Annotated in this window: 13 protein-coding genes; 8 read left to right on the top strand and 5 right to left on the bottom strand. The window is 74.4% G+C overall.

What is annotated here, in order from left to right; translation table 11 throughout:
• Positions 1–146 precede the first annotated feature (146 nt).
• Both ABT245_RS22240 and ABT245_RS22245 read right to left on the bottom strand, forming a co-directional pair.
• Positions 147–1,562 carry a PH domain-containing protein gene (locus tag ABT245_RS22240; protein WP_351736126.1) on the bottom strand — a complete coding sequence of 472 codons (1,416 nt, stop codon included), beginning with the start codon at positions 1,560–1,562 and terminating at the stop codon, positions 147–149.
• The gene (locus ABT245_RS22245; RefSeq protein WP_351736128.1) at positions 1,559–2,143 is read right to left on the bottom strand and encodes a PH domain-containing protein; all 585 of its coding nucleotides are present in this window, start codon (positions 2,141–2,143) and stop codon (positions 1,559–1,561) included. Before ABT245_RS22245 ends, ABT245_RS22240 begins: the two co-directional genes overlap by 4 nt.
• A 31-nt stretch (positions 2,144–2,174) precedes the next feature.
• On the opposite strand from ABT245_RS22245, the gene ABT245_RS22250 reads away from it, so the two are divergent.
• A complete protein-coding gene (locus tag ABT245_RS22250; RefSeq protein WP_351736130.1) occupies positions 2,175–3,326 on the top strand; it encodes an NADH-quinone oxidoreductase subunit D in 1,152 nt (383 codons plus the stop codon).
• Between the two features lie 46 nt (positions 3,327–3,372).
• Here the strand turns inward: ABT245_RS22250 and ABT245_RS22255 are convergent, their stop codons facing one another.
• Positions 3,373–4,752, bottom strand: coding sequence for an SAM-dependent methyltransferase (locus tag ABT245_RS22255; RefSeq protein ID WP_351736132.1), 1,380 nt, complete (start codon positions 4,750–4,752; stop codon positions 3,373–3,375).
• A 118-nt stretch (positions 4,753–4,870) separates the two neighbouring features.
• On the opposite strand from ABT245_RS22255, the gene ABT245_RS22260 reads away from it, so the two are divergent.
• From ABT245_RS22260 to ABT245_RS22270, 3 genes are all read left to right on the top strand, one after another.
• Positions 4,871–6,076 (top strand): sensor histidine kinase, encoded by a 1,206-nt coding sequence (locus ABT245_RS22260; RefSeq protein WP_351736134.1) that lies wholly within the window; start codon positions 4,871–4,873, stop codon positions 6,074–6,076.
• 70 nt (positions 6,077–6,146) lie between these two features.
• Positions 6,147–6,818 (top strand): response regulator transcription factor, encoded by a 672-nt coding sequence (locus tag ABT245_RS22265; protein ID WP_351736136.1) that lies wholly within the window; start codon positions 6,147–6,149, stop codon positions 6,816–6,818.
• Positions 6,819–6,849: 31 nt separating this feature from the next.
• Complete coding sequence (locus ABT245_RS22270) at positions 6,850–7,482, top strand: AAA family ATPase (RefSeq protein WP_351736138.1); 633 nt, start codon at positions 6,850–6,852, stop codon at positions 7,480–7,482.
• A gap of 228 nt (positions 7,483–7,710) precedes the next feature.
• Here the strand turns inward: ABT245_RS22270 and ABT245_RS22275 are convergent, their stop codons facing one another.
• Positions 7,711–8,811 (bottom strand): DUF5937 family protein, encoded by a 1,101-nt coding sequence (locus ABT245_RS22275; protein ID WP_351736140.1) that lies wholly within the window; start codon positions 8,809–8,811, stop codon positions 7,711–7,713.
• Between the two features lie 232 nt (positions 8,812–9,043).
• On the opposite strand from ABT245_RS22275, the gene ABT245_RS22280 reads away from it, so the two are divergent.
• On the top strand, positions 9,044–9,250 hold the full coding sequence (locus tag ABT245_RS22280) for a hypothetical protein (protein ID WP_351736142.1): 207 nt from the start codon (positions 9,044–9,046) through the stop codon (positions 9,248–9,250).
• A gap of 83 nt (positions 9,251–9,333) precedes the next feature.
• Here ABT245_RS22280 and ABT245_RS22285 read toward each other — a convergent pair whose 3' ends face one another.
• Positions 9,334–10,500: a threonine aldolase family protein gene (locus tag ABT245_RS22285; protein ID WP_351736144.1), complete on the bottom strand. Its 1,167-nt coding sequence runs from the start codon at positions 10,498–10,500 to the stop codon at positions 9,334–9,336.
• Positions 10,501–11,791: 1,291 nt separating this feature from the next.
• Here ABT245_RS22285 and ABT245_RS22290 point away from each other — a divergent pair.
• Genes ABT245_RS22290 through ABT245_RS22300 form a run of 3 tightly spaced genes read left to right on the top strand, consistent with a single transcriptional unit; the run spans position 11,792 to position 15,458 of the window.
• Positions 11,792–12,724, top strand: coding sequence for a Rossmann-like and DUF2520 domain-containing protein (locus ABT245_RS22290; RefSeq protein WP_351736146.1), 933 nt, complete (start codon positions 11,792–11,794; stop codon positions 12,722–12,724).
• Positions 12,721–13,743 (top strand): pantoate--beta-alanine ligase, encoded by a 1,023-nt coding sequence (gene panC, locus ABT245_RS22295; protein WP_351736148.1) that lies wholly within the window; start codon positions 12,721–12,723, stop codon positions 13,741–13,743. Before ABT245_RS22290 ends, panC begins: the two co-directional genes overlap by 4 nt.
• Positions 13,740–15,458, top strand: coding sequence for an L-aspartate oxidase (locus ABT245_RS22300; protein ID WP_351736150.1), 1,719 nt, complete (start codon positions 13,740–13,742; stop codon positions 15,456–15,458). Before panC ends, ABT245_RS22300 begins: the two co-directional genes overlap by 4 nt.

Below are 15,458 nucleotides of genomic sequence, written 5' to 3' on the forward strand. Positions count from 1 at the left end.
CGCTGTGGTGTGCCAGGCGCGTGGAGGTCATTCACCGGTCAGGTGGGGCGTGTTCGGCCGGCTCCTGATCTGCGAGCGGTCGTTCCGTCGTTGCCGTCAACCGGGCGTGTTCGGGGCAACGCCGTGGTCTGTCGGGCGCGTTGAGGTCATTCACCGGTCAGGTGGGGTGCGTTCGGGCCGATTTCTGATCTGCCGGGCGTGTTCGGGGCAACTCCGGGGGCTGCCGGGTGTGTTGAGGTCATCCATCGGTCCGGTGGGGCGTCTCTGCGGCTTGTTCGGGATCGCTCGGCCTGGGCGTGCAGTAGTTCCGTCGCCTCCCGGGCGTCCCGCAGACGGGCCGTGACGGTCCCGTCGGCCCCGGTGTCCACATGGACGTCCGCGAGGCGCCACAGGCGCCCCCAGGGGCCCTGCGTGAGCCGTACGCTCTGGACCTTGGCGTGCGGCACCAGCGACAGGCTCCGGCGCAGCAGCCCGTGCCGGGCGGCGAACACCGTGTCGGTGACCGCGATGCCGTGCCCGCGCCACCACACCGGCAGGCACCACCGGGCGCGCCGCGGCGGGCGCTCCACCGACCGCGGCACGGCCACGCCGGGCAGCACGCGCGCGATGACCGACTCGGCGGCCTGGCGCGGGGCGACCGGCACCAGCACCGAGTTCGACGACCCGGCGACGTCCAGTTCCACCCGCACCCAGCCGCGCCGGCGCCACAGCAGCGGCTCCACGATCCGCACCGTCTGCACCCGCCCCGGCGGCACCGTCTCGTGCGCGCGGTCGAGCAGCCCGTGGTCGATCCGCAGCCCGTCCGGGGACTCGGCCACCGTCCAGTCGTACTCGGCGACGAACCGGCCCACGCTGCTCGCGCCTGCCGCGCCGAGCAGCGGCAGCCCGGTGGCGAGGACCGTCCACACGCTGTGGGTGGCCAGCCACAGCACGGGCGGCACGACGAGCGCGGCCACCAGAGAGCCCCAGGTGGCGCCCGTCAGCACCAGGGAGACCGCGAGATCCCGCGCGGGCAGCCGCAGCAGTTCGTGCGCCGGGGCCTCGCCGACCTCGTGCGCCGTCTCGGGCGCGAAACCGGCGGCGCGCGCGAGCAGTTCCGCGCGCAGGGCGCGCGCCTCGTCCTCGCCCAGGAAGGCGAGTTCGTCCTTCTTGTCGGCCCCGACGACGTCGATCCGCAGCTTGGCGACGCCCGCCACGCGCGCGAGGAGGGGACGCGTCACGTCGACGGCCTGGATGCGCTCCAGCCGGATGTGCGCCGTGCGCCGGAACAACAGGCCGGTGCGTATGCGCAGTTCGCTGTCGGTCACCGAGAAGTGGGTGAACCACCAGGACAGGAAGCCGTAGAGGGCGGCGGCCGGTACCAGCACGGCGAGCCCGGTCAGCAGCCATGCCGTGGTCAGCCTGGTCAGCTGCTCCTGCGCCTGGTTCGGGTCGTGCATCGCCCATCCGGCGAGCACGGCGACCGGCGCCCACGCCCGCCGGAACGGCGTCACCGGGTGCAGCCGCCGCTCGGTCACGGCCCGCCGCGGTCGTACGCCGTCCTCGACGCCCGGCGCGGTCACAGGCCGGCCGATCGGGCCTCGCCCAGCTCGGTGAGCCGGTCGCGCAGCCGCTCCGCCTCGGCCGGATCGAGGCCCGGGATGGTGGCGTCGGTGGCCGCGGCCGCGGTGTGCAGCTGGACGCTGGCCAGCCCGAAGTGCCGCTCCACCGGCCCGGATGTCACCTCGACGAGTTGCATGCGCCCGTAGGGCACGACGGTCTCCTCGCGCCACAGGACGCCGCGGCTGATCAGCAGGTCGTCGGCGCGCTCGGCGTACCGCCAGGAGCGCCAGTTGCGGCCCAGTATCACCCAGCCCCATGCCAGCAGGGCGAGCGGCGGCAGCGCGAACGCGGCCCAGGGCGGCCCGGCGAGCAGGCCGGGCAGCAGACCCGCGGCAAGGGCGACCAGCCCCAGCCACACCGACAGCAGCAGTCGCCGCATCCGCAGCAGCCCCGGCGGCAGCCCGGTCCACACCGGCTCGGTCCCCGCCGTCCCCGTCGCGCCCGCCGTCTCCGTTGCGTCCGCCGTCTCCGTTGCGTCCGCCGTCCCCGTTCCCTCGGCGCTCCCCTCCGCTCCCGCCTCGCGCGGGCTCCCCGTCTCCATACGGCCAGCCTACGTAGGGGAGACTGGGTGCATGACTCCTACGACGGAGACCACGGTCGGGATCGGCGGCGCGGCGGAGAGCACCGACATGGTGCTCAACATCGGCCCGCAGCACCCTTCCACACACGGCGTGCTGCGGCTGCGGCTCGTGCTGGACGGCGAGCGCATCCTGCACGCCGAACCCGTGATCGGCTACATGCACCGGGGGGCGGAGAAGCTCTTCGAGGCGCGCGACTACCGCCAGATCATCATGCTCGCCAACCGCCACGACTGGCTGTCGGCGTTCTCCAACGAGCTGGGCGTGGTGCTCGCCGTGGAGCGGATGCTCGGCATGGAGGTCCCCACGCGCGCGGTGTGGACGCGCACGCTGCTCGCCGAGCTGAACCGGGTGCTCAACCACCTGATGTTCCTCGGCTCCTACCCGCTGGAGCTGGGCGGCATCACCCCCGTGTTCTACGCGTTCCGGGAGCGTGAGGTGCTGCAGAACGTCATGGAGGAGGTCTCCGGCGGGCGCATGCACTACATGTTCAACCGGGTCGGCGGCCTCAAGGAGGACCTGCCGGCCGGCTGGACGGCACGCGCGCGTGCCGCCGTCGCCGCGGTGCGCTCGCGCATGGACGTCTTCGACGACCTGGTCCTCGGCAACGAGATCTTCCGCGGACGCACCCGCGGCGTCGGGACGCTCGCGCCGCAGGCCGTGCACGCGTACGGCGTGAGCGGGCCCATCGCCCGGGCGGCCGGCGTCGACTTCGATCTGCGGCGCGACGAGCCGTACCTGGCGTACGGGGAGCTGCGGGACACCCTGCGGGTGGTGACCCGGCAGGAGGGCGACTGCCTCGCCCGCTTCGAGTGCCTGCTGGAGCAGACGCACAACGCCCTGGCGCTGGCCGACGCCTGTCTCGACCGGCTCGCTGAGCTGCCGCCCGGCCCGATCAACCAGCGGCTGCCGAAGGTCCTGAAGGCACCCGAGGGGCACACGTACGCGTGGACCGAGAACCCGCTCGGGATCAACGGCTACTACCTGGTCAGCAAGGGGGAGAAGACCCCGTACCGGCTCAAGCTGCGCTCCGCCTCGTACAACAACATCCAGGCGCTCACCGAGCTGCTTCCGGGGACGCTGGTCGCGGACATGGTGGCGATCCTTGGGTCGATGTTCTTCGTGGTCGGGGACATCGACAAGTAACCGGCCTCCGGCCGGCCGGAAGCCGAGGAGCGGCCCGGGTGGCGCCTCAGGCGCGGGCGGGGGCCGGGGCGAGCGGGTGCGGGATGCCGACCGGCTGGAGCAGCCAGCCGAAGTCGCCCAGGCCGCCGGCCTCGGTGAGTTCCGCGGCCTCGCCGGCGCCCGCGAGGGCGCGTAGGTACGCCTGGGGGTCCGTGGCGGCGAGCGCGAGCGGGGGGCGTGTGCCGGCGAGGCCCAGGGCGTGCAGCGCATCGCGTTGGGTGAGCAGGCGCGCGGCCGGGAGCGCCCGCGCCGCGCGGAAGGGTGTACCGGCGCCCGGCCCGGCGCGCACGCCCGCGGCTGCCTCGGCATCCGAGGCCCCGGAGGCCGGCATCGTATCGGCGGTACGCGCCCTGTCGGCGCCCGGCGGCCCATCGGCACCCGCAGCCGACGTACCCCCCGCGCGCGCTTCCCGCGCCGCCGACGCCTCCGGCGCCGCTGATGCTTCCCGCGCCGCCGATGCCTCCGGCGCAGCCGACGCTTCCCGCGCCGCCGAGGCACCTGGCGCGGCGAACGGGGCCAGTGCCGCCGATGGGTCCAGCGCCGCGCACGCGTCCAGTGCGACGTGCGCCGTGATGTCGCACGACCCGTCCGGCACGGGCGCCGTCTCGCGGCCCTCCCGGAACCCGGTGAGCGTCCCGAACGGGGGCCGTGACCGTGCCGTGTGCGCATAGTCGACGGCCACCGCGAGCCCCCGCTCGACGCAGGCGACGGCGGACGCCCACGCGGCGTCCCGCGGCAGCCCGATCTCCGCGCGCAGCCCCTCCTCGGGCGGCAGCGGCCACCAGCGCGCCAGCCACGCCGCCTCCGGCCCCGTCACGGGCTCCCCGAGCCGTTCGGCGCCGTCCGGCCGTACGAGCACCCGCCGGGGCACGCCCGCGTGGTCCACCTCGGCGACGTCCAGCGGCACGTTGTCCAGCCACTCGTTGGCGAACAGCAGCCCGGTGATCCCGGCAGGGGGCTCGCTCAGCCAGGTGATCCGCTCGTCCAGCCCCGCCGGACGGGCGGCGATCTCCACGGCGTACCCGCGCGCGCGTGCGGCCACCTCTGCGGGCAGCGCGGCGAGCACGCCGGTGACCAGTTCGCCCCGCCCGGCTGCCATGTCCACGAAATCCAGCGTCCCGGGTCGTCCGAGCGCGTCGTCGACCCGGCACAGCAGCCTCGCCACGGCCGCGGCGAACAGCGGCGAGGCGTGCACGGACGTACGGAAGTGCCCGGCGGGGCCCTCGGGACGGCGGTAGAAGCCGCCGGGCCCGTAGAGCGCCGCCTCGGTGGCGGCACGCCAGCCGCGCCACGCGCCCGGCGCCGCATTCCGCTCCGCGCCGCCCGTTTCACCTGCGGACCCGCCCGTGGATCCGCTCGTGGTTCCGCGCGTCGTTCCATCCGTCATCGGACCAGACTAGGCGCACAGATGATCACAGTCTCCACCTTGCGGAGTATGTGCGTCAGCCGCGGATCGGCCCTCCGGTTGACCCCTGCACACATCACACTTCCCTACTCTGGGTTACGTGCAGCGCCTCTACGACTTCCTTCGCAGACACCCGACGTGGGTCGACAGCTTCTGGGCCGTCGTCCTGTTCGGGATCTCCTGCGTGGGGGTCGTCAGCGTCCACCGGGCGTCGGGCCACCACGGATCGGTCGCCTCGGGGCTGGCCGTGTCCGCCGTGCTGTGCATCGTCACCGCGCTGCGCCGCCGGCTGCCGGAGCCGATGCTGCTGGTGACGGCCGCGACCGGTGTGGCCCAGCTCGCCCTGGACATCGAGACGACCGCCGCCGACTTCGCCATGCTGGTGATCATCTACACGGTCGCCGCGACCGGCGTGCGCTGGGCCTCCAGGTTCGCCCTGGTCACCGGCCTGTGCGCGGCGACCCTCGCGGAGATCCGCTGGCCGACCGAGCAGGCGGGCTTCGCGGGGCAGATCGGGATAGCGGTCTTCCAGACGGTGCCGTTCGCCCTCGCGTGGGTGCTCGGCGACTCCATGCGCACACGCCGCGCCTACTTCGCCCAGCTGGAGGAGCGGGCCGCCCGCCTGGAGAAGGAACGGGAGGCGCAGGCCAAGGTGGCGGTCGCCGCCGAGCGCGCCCGGATCGCGCGCGAGCTGCACGACGTCGTCGCGCACAACGTGTCGGTGATGGTGGTGCAGGCGGACGGCGCCGCCTACGTCCTCGACGCCGCGCCCGACCAGGCGAAGAAGGCCCTGGAGACGATCTCCTCCACCGGCCGCCAGGCGCTCGCCGAGATGCGCCGCCTGCTCGGCGTGCTGCGCACCGGCGAGCACAAGGAAGCCGGCGAGTACGTCCCGCAGCCCGACGTGGAGCAGATCGACGAGCTGATCGAGCAGTGCCGCAGCTCCGGACTGCCCGTCGACTTCAAGGTCGAGGGCACCCCGCGCCCGCTGCCCAGCGGTGTCGAGCTGACCGCGTACCGCATCGTGCAGGAGGCCCTGACCAACACCCGCAAGCACGGCGGGCCGAACGCGGGCGCCAGCGTGCGCCTCGTCTACTTCGACGACGGGCTCGGCCTGCTCGTCGAGGACGACGGCAAGGGCGCCCCGCACGAGCTGTACGAGGAGGGCGGCGCCGACGGCGGCGGCCACGGCCTGATCGGCATGCGCGAGCGGGTCGGCATGGTCGGCGGCACTCTCGACGCGGGCCCCCGTCCGGGCGGAGGATTCCGCATCAGTGCCCTGCTCCCGCTCAAACCAGCGCTTTGACGCCGACGCACGCTCCCTGTTGACATCTGTCACGCCCCGCGGCAGACCCGAGAGCCGAATTGAGGACCCGATGACGATCCGCGTGATGCTCGTCGATGACCAGGTGCTGCTGCGCACCGGCTTCCGGATGGTGCTGGCCGCCCAGCCGGACATGGAGGTCGTCGCGGAGGCGGGTGACGGCGTCGAGGCCCTTCAGGTGCTGCGCTCCACCGCCGTCGACGTCGTCCTGATGGACGTCCGCATGCCGAAGCTGGACGGTGTGGAGGCCACCCGCCGCATCTGCTCGGAGCCCGACCCGCCGAAGGTGCTGATCCTGACCACCTTCGACCTGGACGAGTACGCCTTCTCCGGGCTGAAGGCGGGCGCATCCGGCTTCATGCTGAAGGACGTGCCGCCCGCCGAACTGCTGGCCGCCATCCGCTCCGTGCACAGCGGCGACGCCGTCGTCGCCCCCTCCACCACCCGGCGCCTGCTCGACCGCTTCGCGCCGATGCTGCCCGCCGCAGGCCGGGAGCCGCAGCACAAGGAGCTGGACCGGCTCACGGACCGCGAGCGCGAGGTCATGGTGCTGGTGGCCCAGGGACTGTCGAACGGCGAGATCGCGGCCCGGCTGGTGCTGTCCGAGGCGACGGTCAAGACCCACGTCGGCCGCATCCTGACCAAGCTCGGGCTGCGGGACCGGGTGCAGGTGGTGGTCCTCGCGTACGAGAAGGGTCTGGTGCGGGCGGGCGGACACGGCTGACCCCGGCGCGGGGCATCGATAGGGTCTGCGCATGCTCCTGTGGATCAACGGCCCCTTCGGGGGCGGCAAGACACAGACCGCGCACGAGATCCAGCGCCGCCTGCCCGGCAGCGTGATCTGCGACCCCGAGCACCCCGGCTTCGGGCTGAGCCGCATGCTCCCGCCCGAACTGCGCGGAGACTTCCAGGACTTGACGTCCTGGCGGCAGGGCGTCGTCGAGGTGCTCGATCTCGCCCTGGCCCGGCACGACGGCGTGGTGATCGCGCCGATGACGGTCACCGACACGGGCCACTTCGCCGAGACCGTCGGCCGGCTGCGTGAACTCGGCCACGACGTACAGCACTTCACGCTTCTCGCCGAGCGCGAGACGGTGCTGCGGCGGCTGCGCGAGCGGGGCCTCGGGCAGCTGCTGCGGCTTTCCGGCGGCAAGAAGACGGTTCCGCGCAGGGAGAGCTGGGCCGTCCAGCAGCTCGACCGCTGCCTGGAGCGGCTGCGCGAGCCGGAGTTCGCCGAGCATCTGTGGACCGACCACTCGACCGTGCCGAAGACGGCGGACCGGATCGCGGTGCTGGCCGGGCTGACGCTGCTGTCCAACACCGAGGGCGCGCTGCGCACACGGATCAGACAGGTCGGCGTCGGGCTGCGGCACATCCGTCTCGACTGACCCCGCCCGCGCACGCCCGGGCCGACCGGGTCCGGCAGCGCCCCGAAGGGGGCGCGAGGCTTTATCGCCATGTGGCTCCGCCGCGATGGGGTGCGGGGCTGTATCGCCTGAGGCTCCGCTGCGATGAGGTCCCCCCTGTTCGAGCGAAGCCGAGCACGTGGGGAGCGACCCGCCACGATGCCGCCGCAGCCGACGGACGGCGCATCACGGCCCTGCCCCCCGGAGCGCTCAGCGCAGCAGCCCCTCCAGGAGGTCGCCGCCCAGCCGGGCGACGACCGTCACGTCCAGTTGGTGCAGCACATAGCGGCCGCGGCGGCGGGTGGTGACCAGGCCCGCCTTCTTCAGCACGCCCAGGTGCCGGGACACCTCGGGTGCGGTCAGGCCGTGCACCTGGGCCAGCTCGCTCGTGGTGTACGCGCTGCGCGCCAGATGGCGGCATATTCGCATACGGACCGGGTGGGACAGCGCGGTCATCCGCAGCGTGAGCTGCTCCACCGACGGGGGCGAGGCCGGCTCGGGGGAGGCGACCGGGTAGTGCAGGGCGGGCTGCCACCCGTAGCGGTGCAGCACGCTCAGATGCGGCCGGCCCAGGTTCGTCGGTATCAGGAGCAGGCCGCCGCCCGCGGTGACCGTGCGGCCCTCGGTGAGCTTGTCCACGGTGATCCGCGCGGCGGACTCGTCCAGCGTCACGGCCGGGGAGACGGCGGCCAGCGCCTCGGCCAGCCCCTTGCGGCGCAGCAACTCGCCCTTGTGCCGGGCGTCCGCCGTGAGCTGGTGGCGCAGCCGGTCCCAGGTGTCGGCGAAGAACGCCTCGTCGCAGTCTTCCAGGAACCGCCGCAGCCAGGCCCGGACGCTCGGCGGATCGTCCAGCAGCCGCTGGGTGAACCGCACCTGCCGCGGCCCGCGCGAGGCGGCCGCCTCCAGCGCGCGGCGGCGTACGCCGGCGTTCGACAGGATGTCCGGGGCCTGGGTGTCGTACGTGAGCAGGCACGTGAACTCCAGGGCCGCGTCCACGAAGTCCTCGTCCGCCAGCTTGTCCAGCAGGTCCATGTCCTCGGCGAGGGTGGTGCCCGGGACCGCGCCGGACAGGCCCGCGAACGGCATGAACAGGTCCGAGAACGTCGTCCGCCACAGGAAGTCCGCGTCGCACATCCGGTCGGCGAGGTGCGCGTCCAGCCGCGCGGTCACGTCCGCCGCCCAGCCGCGCAGGCCCGGATGGTGCCCGGGCTCGGACAGCGCGTGCAGCGCCATGCCCAGCTCGGCCAGGGGCGAGGGCACGACGACGACCCGCTCCGGCCGCAGCCCCGCGATGTCGATGCGCACGCTCATGCCCCCATGGTGCACGGCGCCACTGACAACGGCCGTCTCGTTTGACGGCGGCCGTCAAACGACGGGACTTCCCGGTGCGATCGGCGCAACCTGGGACCACCGGGGCAGCCGCGGAGCCCGACACCACGATCCGAGTACGTCCTGAGCAGGTCTGAGCACGTCCGAGGACGTCTTGAGCACGTTTTGAGCACGCCTGAGGACGTCCGAGCGCGTTCCGGGAGGGCGAACGGCCATGAGCGTCACCCAGCAGTACTTCCTCGACATCCACCGTGCCCGGCAGCACGGCGAGCCCGCACCACCCGCGCCCGGTACGGGTGACGTACGTCTCGTGCGCGAGCTGCGCGACCTGCGGCGTTTCCGCGCGGTCGTCGCGGGCCGCCCGGCCCGGGGCCGGCTGCGGCACGCCCTGGGCCGGTGGCTGCGCGCCGGGCCCCTGTAGCGCGCCGCGCGTGGGAGCGGTCCCGCGCCGCGCGGGGAACGGGCCGGGAGCAGCCCGAGCGGGGCGGGAGCGGCCGGTGGTGGCTACGGCTTCTCCGGCAGCCGGGCGGTGAACTCGGCCACGGCCGCCCTCACGTCCTGCGCCGTCCACTCCAGGCCGGCCGCCCCGACGGTGACCTCCGTCATGGCGAGGCCGGGGCCGCCGGACTGCCAGGCGCCCGCGAAGAGGGCAACGGAGGTCTCCTCGGCCTGGCGCACCGCCGCCTCCGCGGCCACGTCCGGCTCGTACGGCAGCCAGACCTGGAACTGGTGGGTGTGCGGCTCCTCGGGGTGCACGCTCGCCCACGGCAGCCCGGCCGCGGTGAACCCCTCGCGCAGCGCGCAGGCCACCACGCGCGCGTGCCGCACGTACTCCGGCAGCCGGGGCAGTTCGTGCTCCAGTCCGACGAGCGCCGACAGCGCGGCCGGGAACTCCTGGAACAGCGTGCCGCCGTACCGGTGCCGCCAGACCTTGGCGTCCTCCACCAGCCCCCTGCCGCCGGCGAGCGCGGCGCCGCTCAGGCCGTCGAGGGACTTGTAGAACGACACGTAGACGCTGTCGGCCAGGCCAGCGATCTCGTCCAGGGAGCGGCCGAGACGGACGGTCGACTCCCACAGCCGGGCCCCGTCGAAGTGCACCACGGCGTCCCGTTCCCGGGCGGCCGCCACGACCTCGGTCAGCTCCTGCCAGGTGGGCAGCACGAAACCGGCGTCCCGGAGGGGCAGTTCCAGCATCAGGGTGCCGAAGGGCTCCGCGAGGGCGTGTATCTCCGCGGCCGTGGGGAGCCGGGTCGCGGTGGTCACATGGACCGGGCGCAGGCCGCTGACCTGGCTGAGCGCATGCCGCTCGTGCACCTCGGGGTGCGACAGCGGGTGCAGCGCGACCGATGTGTTGCCGGTGCGGGCCGCCCAGCAGCGCAGGGCCACCTGCTGGGCCATCGTGCCCGTCGGGAAGAACGCGGCGGCCTCCGTGCCGAGCAGCGCGGCGACCCGGTCCTCCAAGGCCGCCACGATCCGGTCGCCGTACATGTCCGCCGGTTCGTCCAGGTCGTACACCCGGGATCCGGCATCCCGCAGCAGGTCCAGCCGTTCGCGGAGCGTGGCCCGCATGCCGGGACGGGCCAGTACGTGCCGCGCCTTCCGGTGCGCCGCCGCCCGCCGCTCCCGCAGCCGCTCCGACGGCTCTTCGCCTTGCTCAGCCTTGTCGCTCATGCCCCGGATCATGCCGCGCCGACCTCCCCGAAGGCAGCCCCATTTCCGAGAGCCGGCACCCCGGGCGACCCACGGGCGACGCACAACGGCACGGTGGACCACGCGCGCGTGAAGCGGGGCGGTGCGTGGGCGCGGCGCGCGTGAAGCGGGGCGGTGCGTGGGCGCGGCGCGCGTGAAGCTGGGCGGCACGGTGGACCACGCGCGCGTGAAGCGGGGCGGTGCGTGGTTCGTGCGTGAAGTGGGGCTGTGCGGGGTGGGGCGGTTCGCGCGTGAAGCAGCGGGCCGGGCGGAGTGATGGCATGCGATGCGGGTGCTGTGCCGTGGGCTGTGCGGGGGTTGCGCTCTGACGCGGGTCGCGGGCGGTGGTGGGGCGCGGCGGCGCTGCGGGTGTAAGCGGGGCGAGAGCGCCGTAGTGGGGCGTGTGGGGAGCGCCCACGGTGTGGCGGGTGCTTGCGGGGCGTGAGCGGGTGGGGCGTATGGGGGGTTGGGTGAGCGGTGCGGTGGACCGCACGCGGACGGTGTGCCTGCGGGGCTGTGCGGTGCGCCGGGGCGGCGGCCATCGGGGCGTTGGGCCCTGTGCGGGGCGAACGGAAGCAGTGGTGGTGTCGCGCACCGCTCAACCCGCGTGCGCACGTGCCCTCGTGGCGCACCCCCTGGGTGTTACCCGCGCACGGCTGGTTGGCCCGTGCGCCCGTGCCTCGCGGCGTACCACTCTGGGAGTCCCCCCGCGCATGGCCGGCCCGTGCGCCCGTGCCTCGCGGCGTACCACTCTGGGAGTCCCCCCGCGCACGGCTGGTTGGCCCGTGCGCCCGTGCCTCGCGGCGTACCACTCTGGGAGTCCCCCCGCGCACGGCTGGTTGGCCCGTGCGCCCGTGCCTCGCGGCGTACCACCCTGGGAGTCCCCCCGCGCACGGCCGACCCGCGCGCCCGCGCCTCGCGGCGCACCACCCCGGGCGTCACCCGCGCACGGCCCCGCGGTGCCCGCGCCCCCGCCCCCGCTGCCCCGACGGCGCTCGCGCCGCGCCCCCGCTCCACATGGCCCCGCTCCACACTGCCGCCCGAACCTCAGGCCCCCCGAACCTCAGGCCCCCCTGATCACAGGCCCCCCGAACCACAGGCCCCCCTGATCACAGGCCGCCCGAACCACAGGCCCCCTGACCGCAGGGTCCGAGTCGGGTTCGAGGGGGCCCACAGGGTGTGGACAAGCGGCCGGGCTCTGGGCCGATCGCGTTAACATGACGAGAAATCGTCCGGTACCCGGAGCGGACTGGAACGGGAAGGCCACCGTCGCGTGAGTACAGACCAACAGCCAGACCTCAAGGACCGCCCCGCGCGGCTCACCGTGGGCGTCGTCGGCGCCGGCCGGGTGGGCCCCGCCCTGGCCGCGTCCCTGCGGCTCGCCGGGCACCACCCGGTGGCCGTCTCCGCGGTCTCCGACGCCTCCAGGAGGCGGGCCGAACTGCTGCTGCCGGACGTACCGGTCGTGCCGCCCGCCGAGGTCCTCCAGCGGGCCGACCTGGTCCTGCTCACCGTCCCGGACGACACCCTGCCGGACCTGGTGACGGGCCTCGCCGAGACCAGCGCCGTACGGCCGGGTCAGCTGCTCGTGCACACCTCGGGACGCTACGGCGCCCGGGTCCTGGACCCGGCGCTGCGCGCGGGCGCGCTGCCGCTCGCGCTGCACCCCGTGATGACCTTCACCGGCACCCCCGTGGACGTCCAGCGGCTGGCCGGCTGCTCCTTCGGCGTCACCGCCCCCGACGAGCTGCGGCTGGCCGCCGAGGCGCTGGTCATCGAGATGGGCGGCGAACCCGAGTGGATCGACGAGGAGAGCCGCCCGCTGTACCACGCGGCCCTCGCCCTGGGCTCCAACCACCTGGTGACCCTGGTCGCGCAGTCCATGGAGCTGCTGCGCGCGGCCGGCGTCGCCGCGCCCGACCGGATGCTCGGCCCGCTGCTCGGCGCCGCCCTGGACAACGCCCTGCGCTCCGGTGACGCGGCGCTGACCGGGCCGGTCGCGCGCGGGGACGCGGGCACGGTCGCGGCGCACGTCACCGAGTTGCGCAAGCACGCCCCGCAGAGCGTCGCCGGCTATCTGGCGATGGCCCGCGCGACCGCCGACCGGGCGCTGGCGCACGGACTGCTGAAGCCGGAACTGGCCGAGGACCTGCTCGGAGTGCTCGCCACGGGGACGGACCTGCCCGAGAACGGGGAAGACCGATGAGCCGCCGCCGCTTCGAACCGGTCCCCACGGCCGAGGACCTGACGCACCTGCGCGAGCGTTTCGCGGCACCGGGACGCACCGCCGTCGTCATGACCATGGGCGCCCTGCACGAAGGCCACGCCACCTTGGTGCGGGCCGCGCGCGAGCGCGTCGGCGACGCCGGGTTCGTGATCGTCACCGTCTTCGTCAACCCGCTCCAGTTCGGCGCGGGCGAGGACCTCGACCGCTATCCGCGCACCCTCGAAGCCGACCTGAAGATCGCCGAACAGTCCGGCGCCGACGCGGTGTTCGCGCCGTCGGTGGACGAGGTCTACCCCGGCGGCCGGCCCCAGGTGCGCATCTCCGCGGGCCCCATGGGGGAGCGCCTGGAGGGCGCCGCGCGCCCCGGGCACTTCGACGGCGTGCTCACGATCGTCGGCAAGATGTTCCACCTCACCCGCCCCGACCTGGCCCTGTTCGGGCAGAAGGACGCCCAGCAGCTGGCCCTGATCCGGCGCATGGTGCGGGACCTGAACTTCGGCGTCGACATCGTCGCCGTGCCGACCGTGCGCGAACCCGACGGCCTGGCCCTGTCCAGCCGCAACCGCTATCTCTCGCCCGCCGAGCGGCGCACCGCGCTCGCCCTGTCCCGGGCCCTGTTCGCGGGCCACGACCGGCACGCCGCCCAGGAGGCACTGCGCGCGCGTGCCCTCGAAGTGCCCTCCACGCGTGCGCGTGCCGAGGCGCTGAGCGCGATCGGCGAGTCCCGGGCGGCGGCCGACGCGCATGCCGTCGCCAAGGCCGTGCCGGGAGCCGCGGCGGCCGTCCGCGCCGCCGCCCGCACCGTCCTGGACGAGGCGGCGCGCTACGACCCGCCGTTGGAGCTTGACTACGTCGCCCTCGTCGACCCGGCGGACTTCACCGAGATCGACGACGACTTCACCGGCGAGGCCGTCCTCGCGGTGGCCGCCCGGGTCGGGACGACCCGGCTGATCGACAATCTCCCCCTCACCTTCGGAACCCTCGGAGCCGCCTCGTGACCAGCACAGGCATACGACTGCACGCGCCCGCTCCCGGGTGGTCCATCGACGCGGACGTGGTCGTCGTCGGCTCCGGCGTGGCCGGACTGACCGCGGCCCTGCGCTGCGAGGCGGCCGGCCTGCGCACCGTCGTCGTCACCAAGGCCCGCCTCGACGACGGCTCCACCCGCTGGGCGCAGGGCGGCATCGCGGCGGCCCTGGGCGAGGGCGACAGCCCCGAGCAGCACCTGGACGACACCCTGGTGGCGGGCGCGGGCCTGTGCGACGAGGAGGCCGTACGCATCCTCGTCACCGAGGGCCCCGACGCGGTACGGCGGCTGATCTCCACCGGCGCCCACTTCGACACCGACGACGAGGGCGACATCGAGCTGGCCCGGGAGGGCGGCCACCACCGCCGTCGGATCGCGCACGCCGGCGGCGACGCCACCGGCGCGGAGGTCTCCCGGGCACTCGTGGAGGCCGTACACGCGCGTGGACTGCGCACCGTCGAGAACGCGCTCGTGCTCGACCTGCTGACGGGCCCGGACGGCCGGACCGCGGGCGTCACCCTGCATGTCATGGGCGAGGGCCAGCACGACGGCGTGGGCGCCGTGCACGCGCCCGCCGTGGTGCTGGCGACCGGCGGCATGGGCCAGGTGTTCTCGGCGACCACCAACCCGTCGGTGTCGACGGGCGACGGCGTCGCACTCGCCCTGCGCGCGGGCGCGGAGGTCTCCGACCTGGAGTTCGTGCAGTTCCATCCGACCGTGCTGTTCCTCGGCGCGGACGCGGAGGGCCAGCAGCCGCTGGTCTCCGAGGCGGTGCGCGGCGAGGGCGCCCACCTGGTCGACGGCGACGGCGTGCGCTTCATGCTCGGGCAGCACGAACTGGCCGAGCTGGCACCCCGGGACATCGTCGCCAAGGGCATCATGCGGCGGATGCAGGAACAGGACGCCGGGCACATGTTCCTGGACGCCCGGCACTTCGGCGCCGCCATGTGGGAGCGCCGCTTCCCGACGATCCTGGCCGCCTGCCGCGCGCACGGCATCGACCCGGTCGAGGAGCCCATCCCGATCGCCCCGGCCGCCCACTACGCCTCCGGCGGCGTCCGCACCGACTCCCTGGGCCGTACGACGGTCCCCGGGCTGTACGCGTGCGGCGAGGTCGCCTGCACCGGCGTGCACGGCGCCAACCGGCTCGCCTCCAACTCCCTCCTGGAGGGCCTGGTCTACGCCGAGCGGATCGCCGCCGACATCGCGGCGAGCCGGGCGCGGGACGGCCTGCCCGCCGGCGAGCCGGACCCGGTCGGGCGGCCGGGCCGGCCCGCGCACCCGCTGCTCGGCCCCGAGGCCCGGTTCGCGATCCAGCGGATCATGACCGACGGCGCGGGCGTTCTGCGCTCGGAGGAGTCCCTGGCCAAGGCCGCCGACCAGCTTCAGCGGCTGGACACCGAGGCCCGTGACGCCCTCGAAGAGAACGGCAAGACCGCCGAGCCGGGCGTGGACACCTGGGAGGCCACCAACCTCCTGTGCGTGGCCCGCGTCCTGGTCGCCGCCGCCCGGCTGCGCGAGGAGACCCGCGGCTGCCACTGGCGCGAGGACCGGCCCGCCCGCGACGACGCGGCCTGGCGGCGCCACATCGTCGTACGGCTGAATCCGGACCGCACGCTGGCCGTGCGTACCACGGACACCGCAGACTTCCCCCCGACCCGGCAGCACCGTCCCCAGGAGCAGTGA

The organism is Streptomyces sp. NPDC001508 (genome assembly GCF_040298665.1).
Taxonomy (GTDB): Bacteria; Actinomycetota; Actinomycetes; order Streptomycetales; family Streptomycetaceae; genus Streptomyces.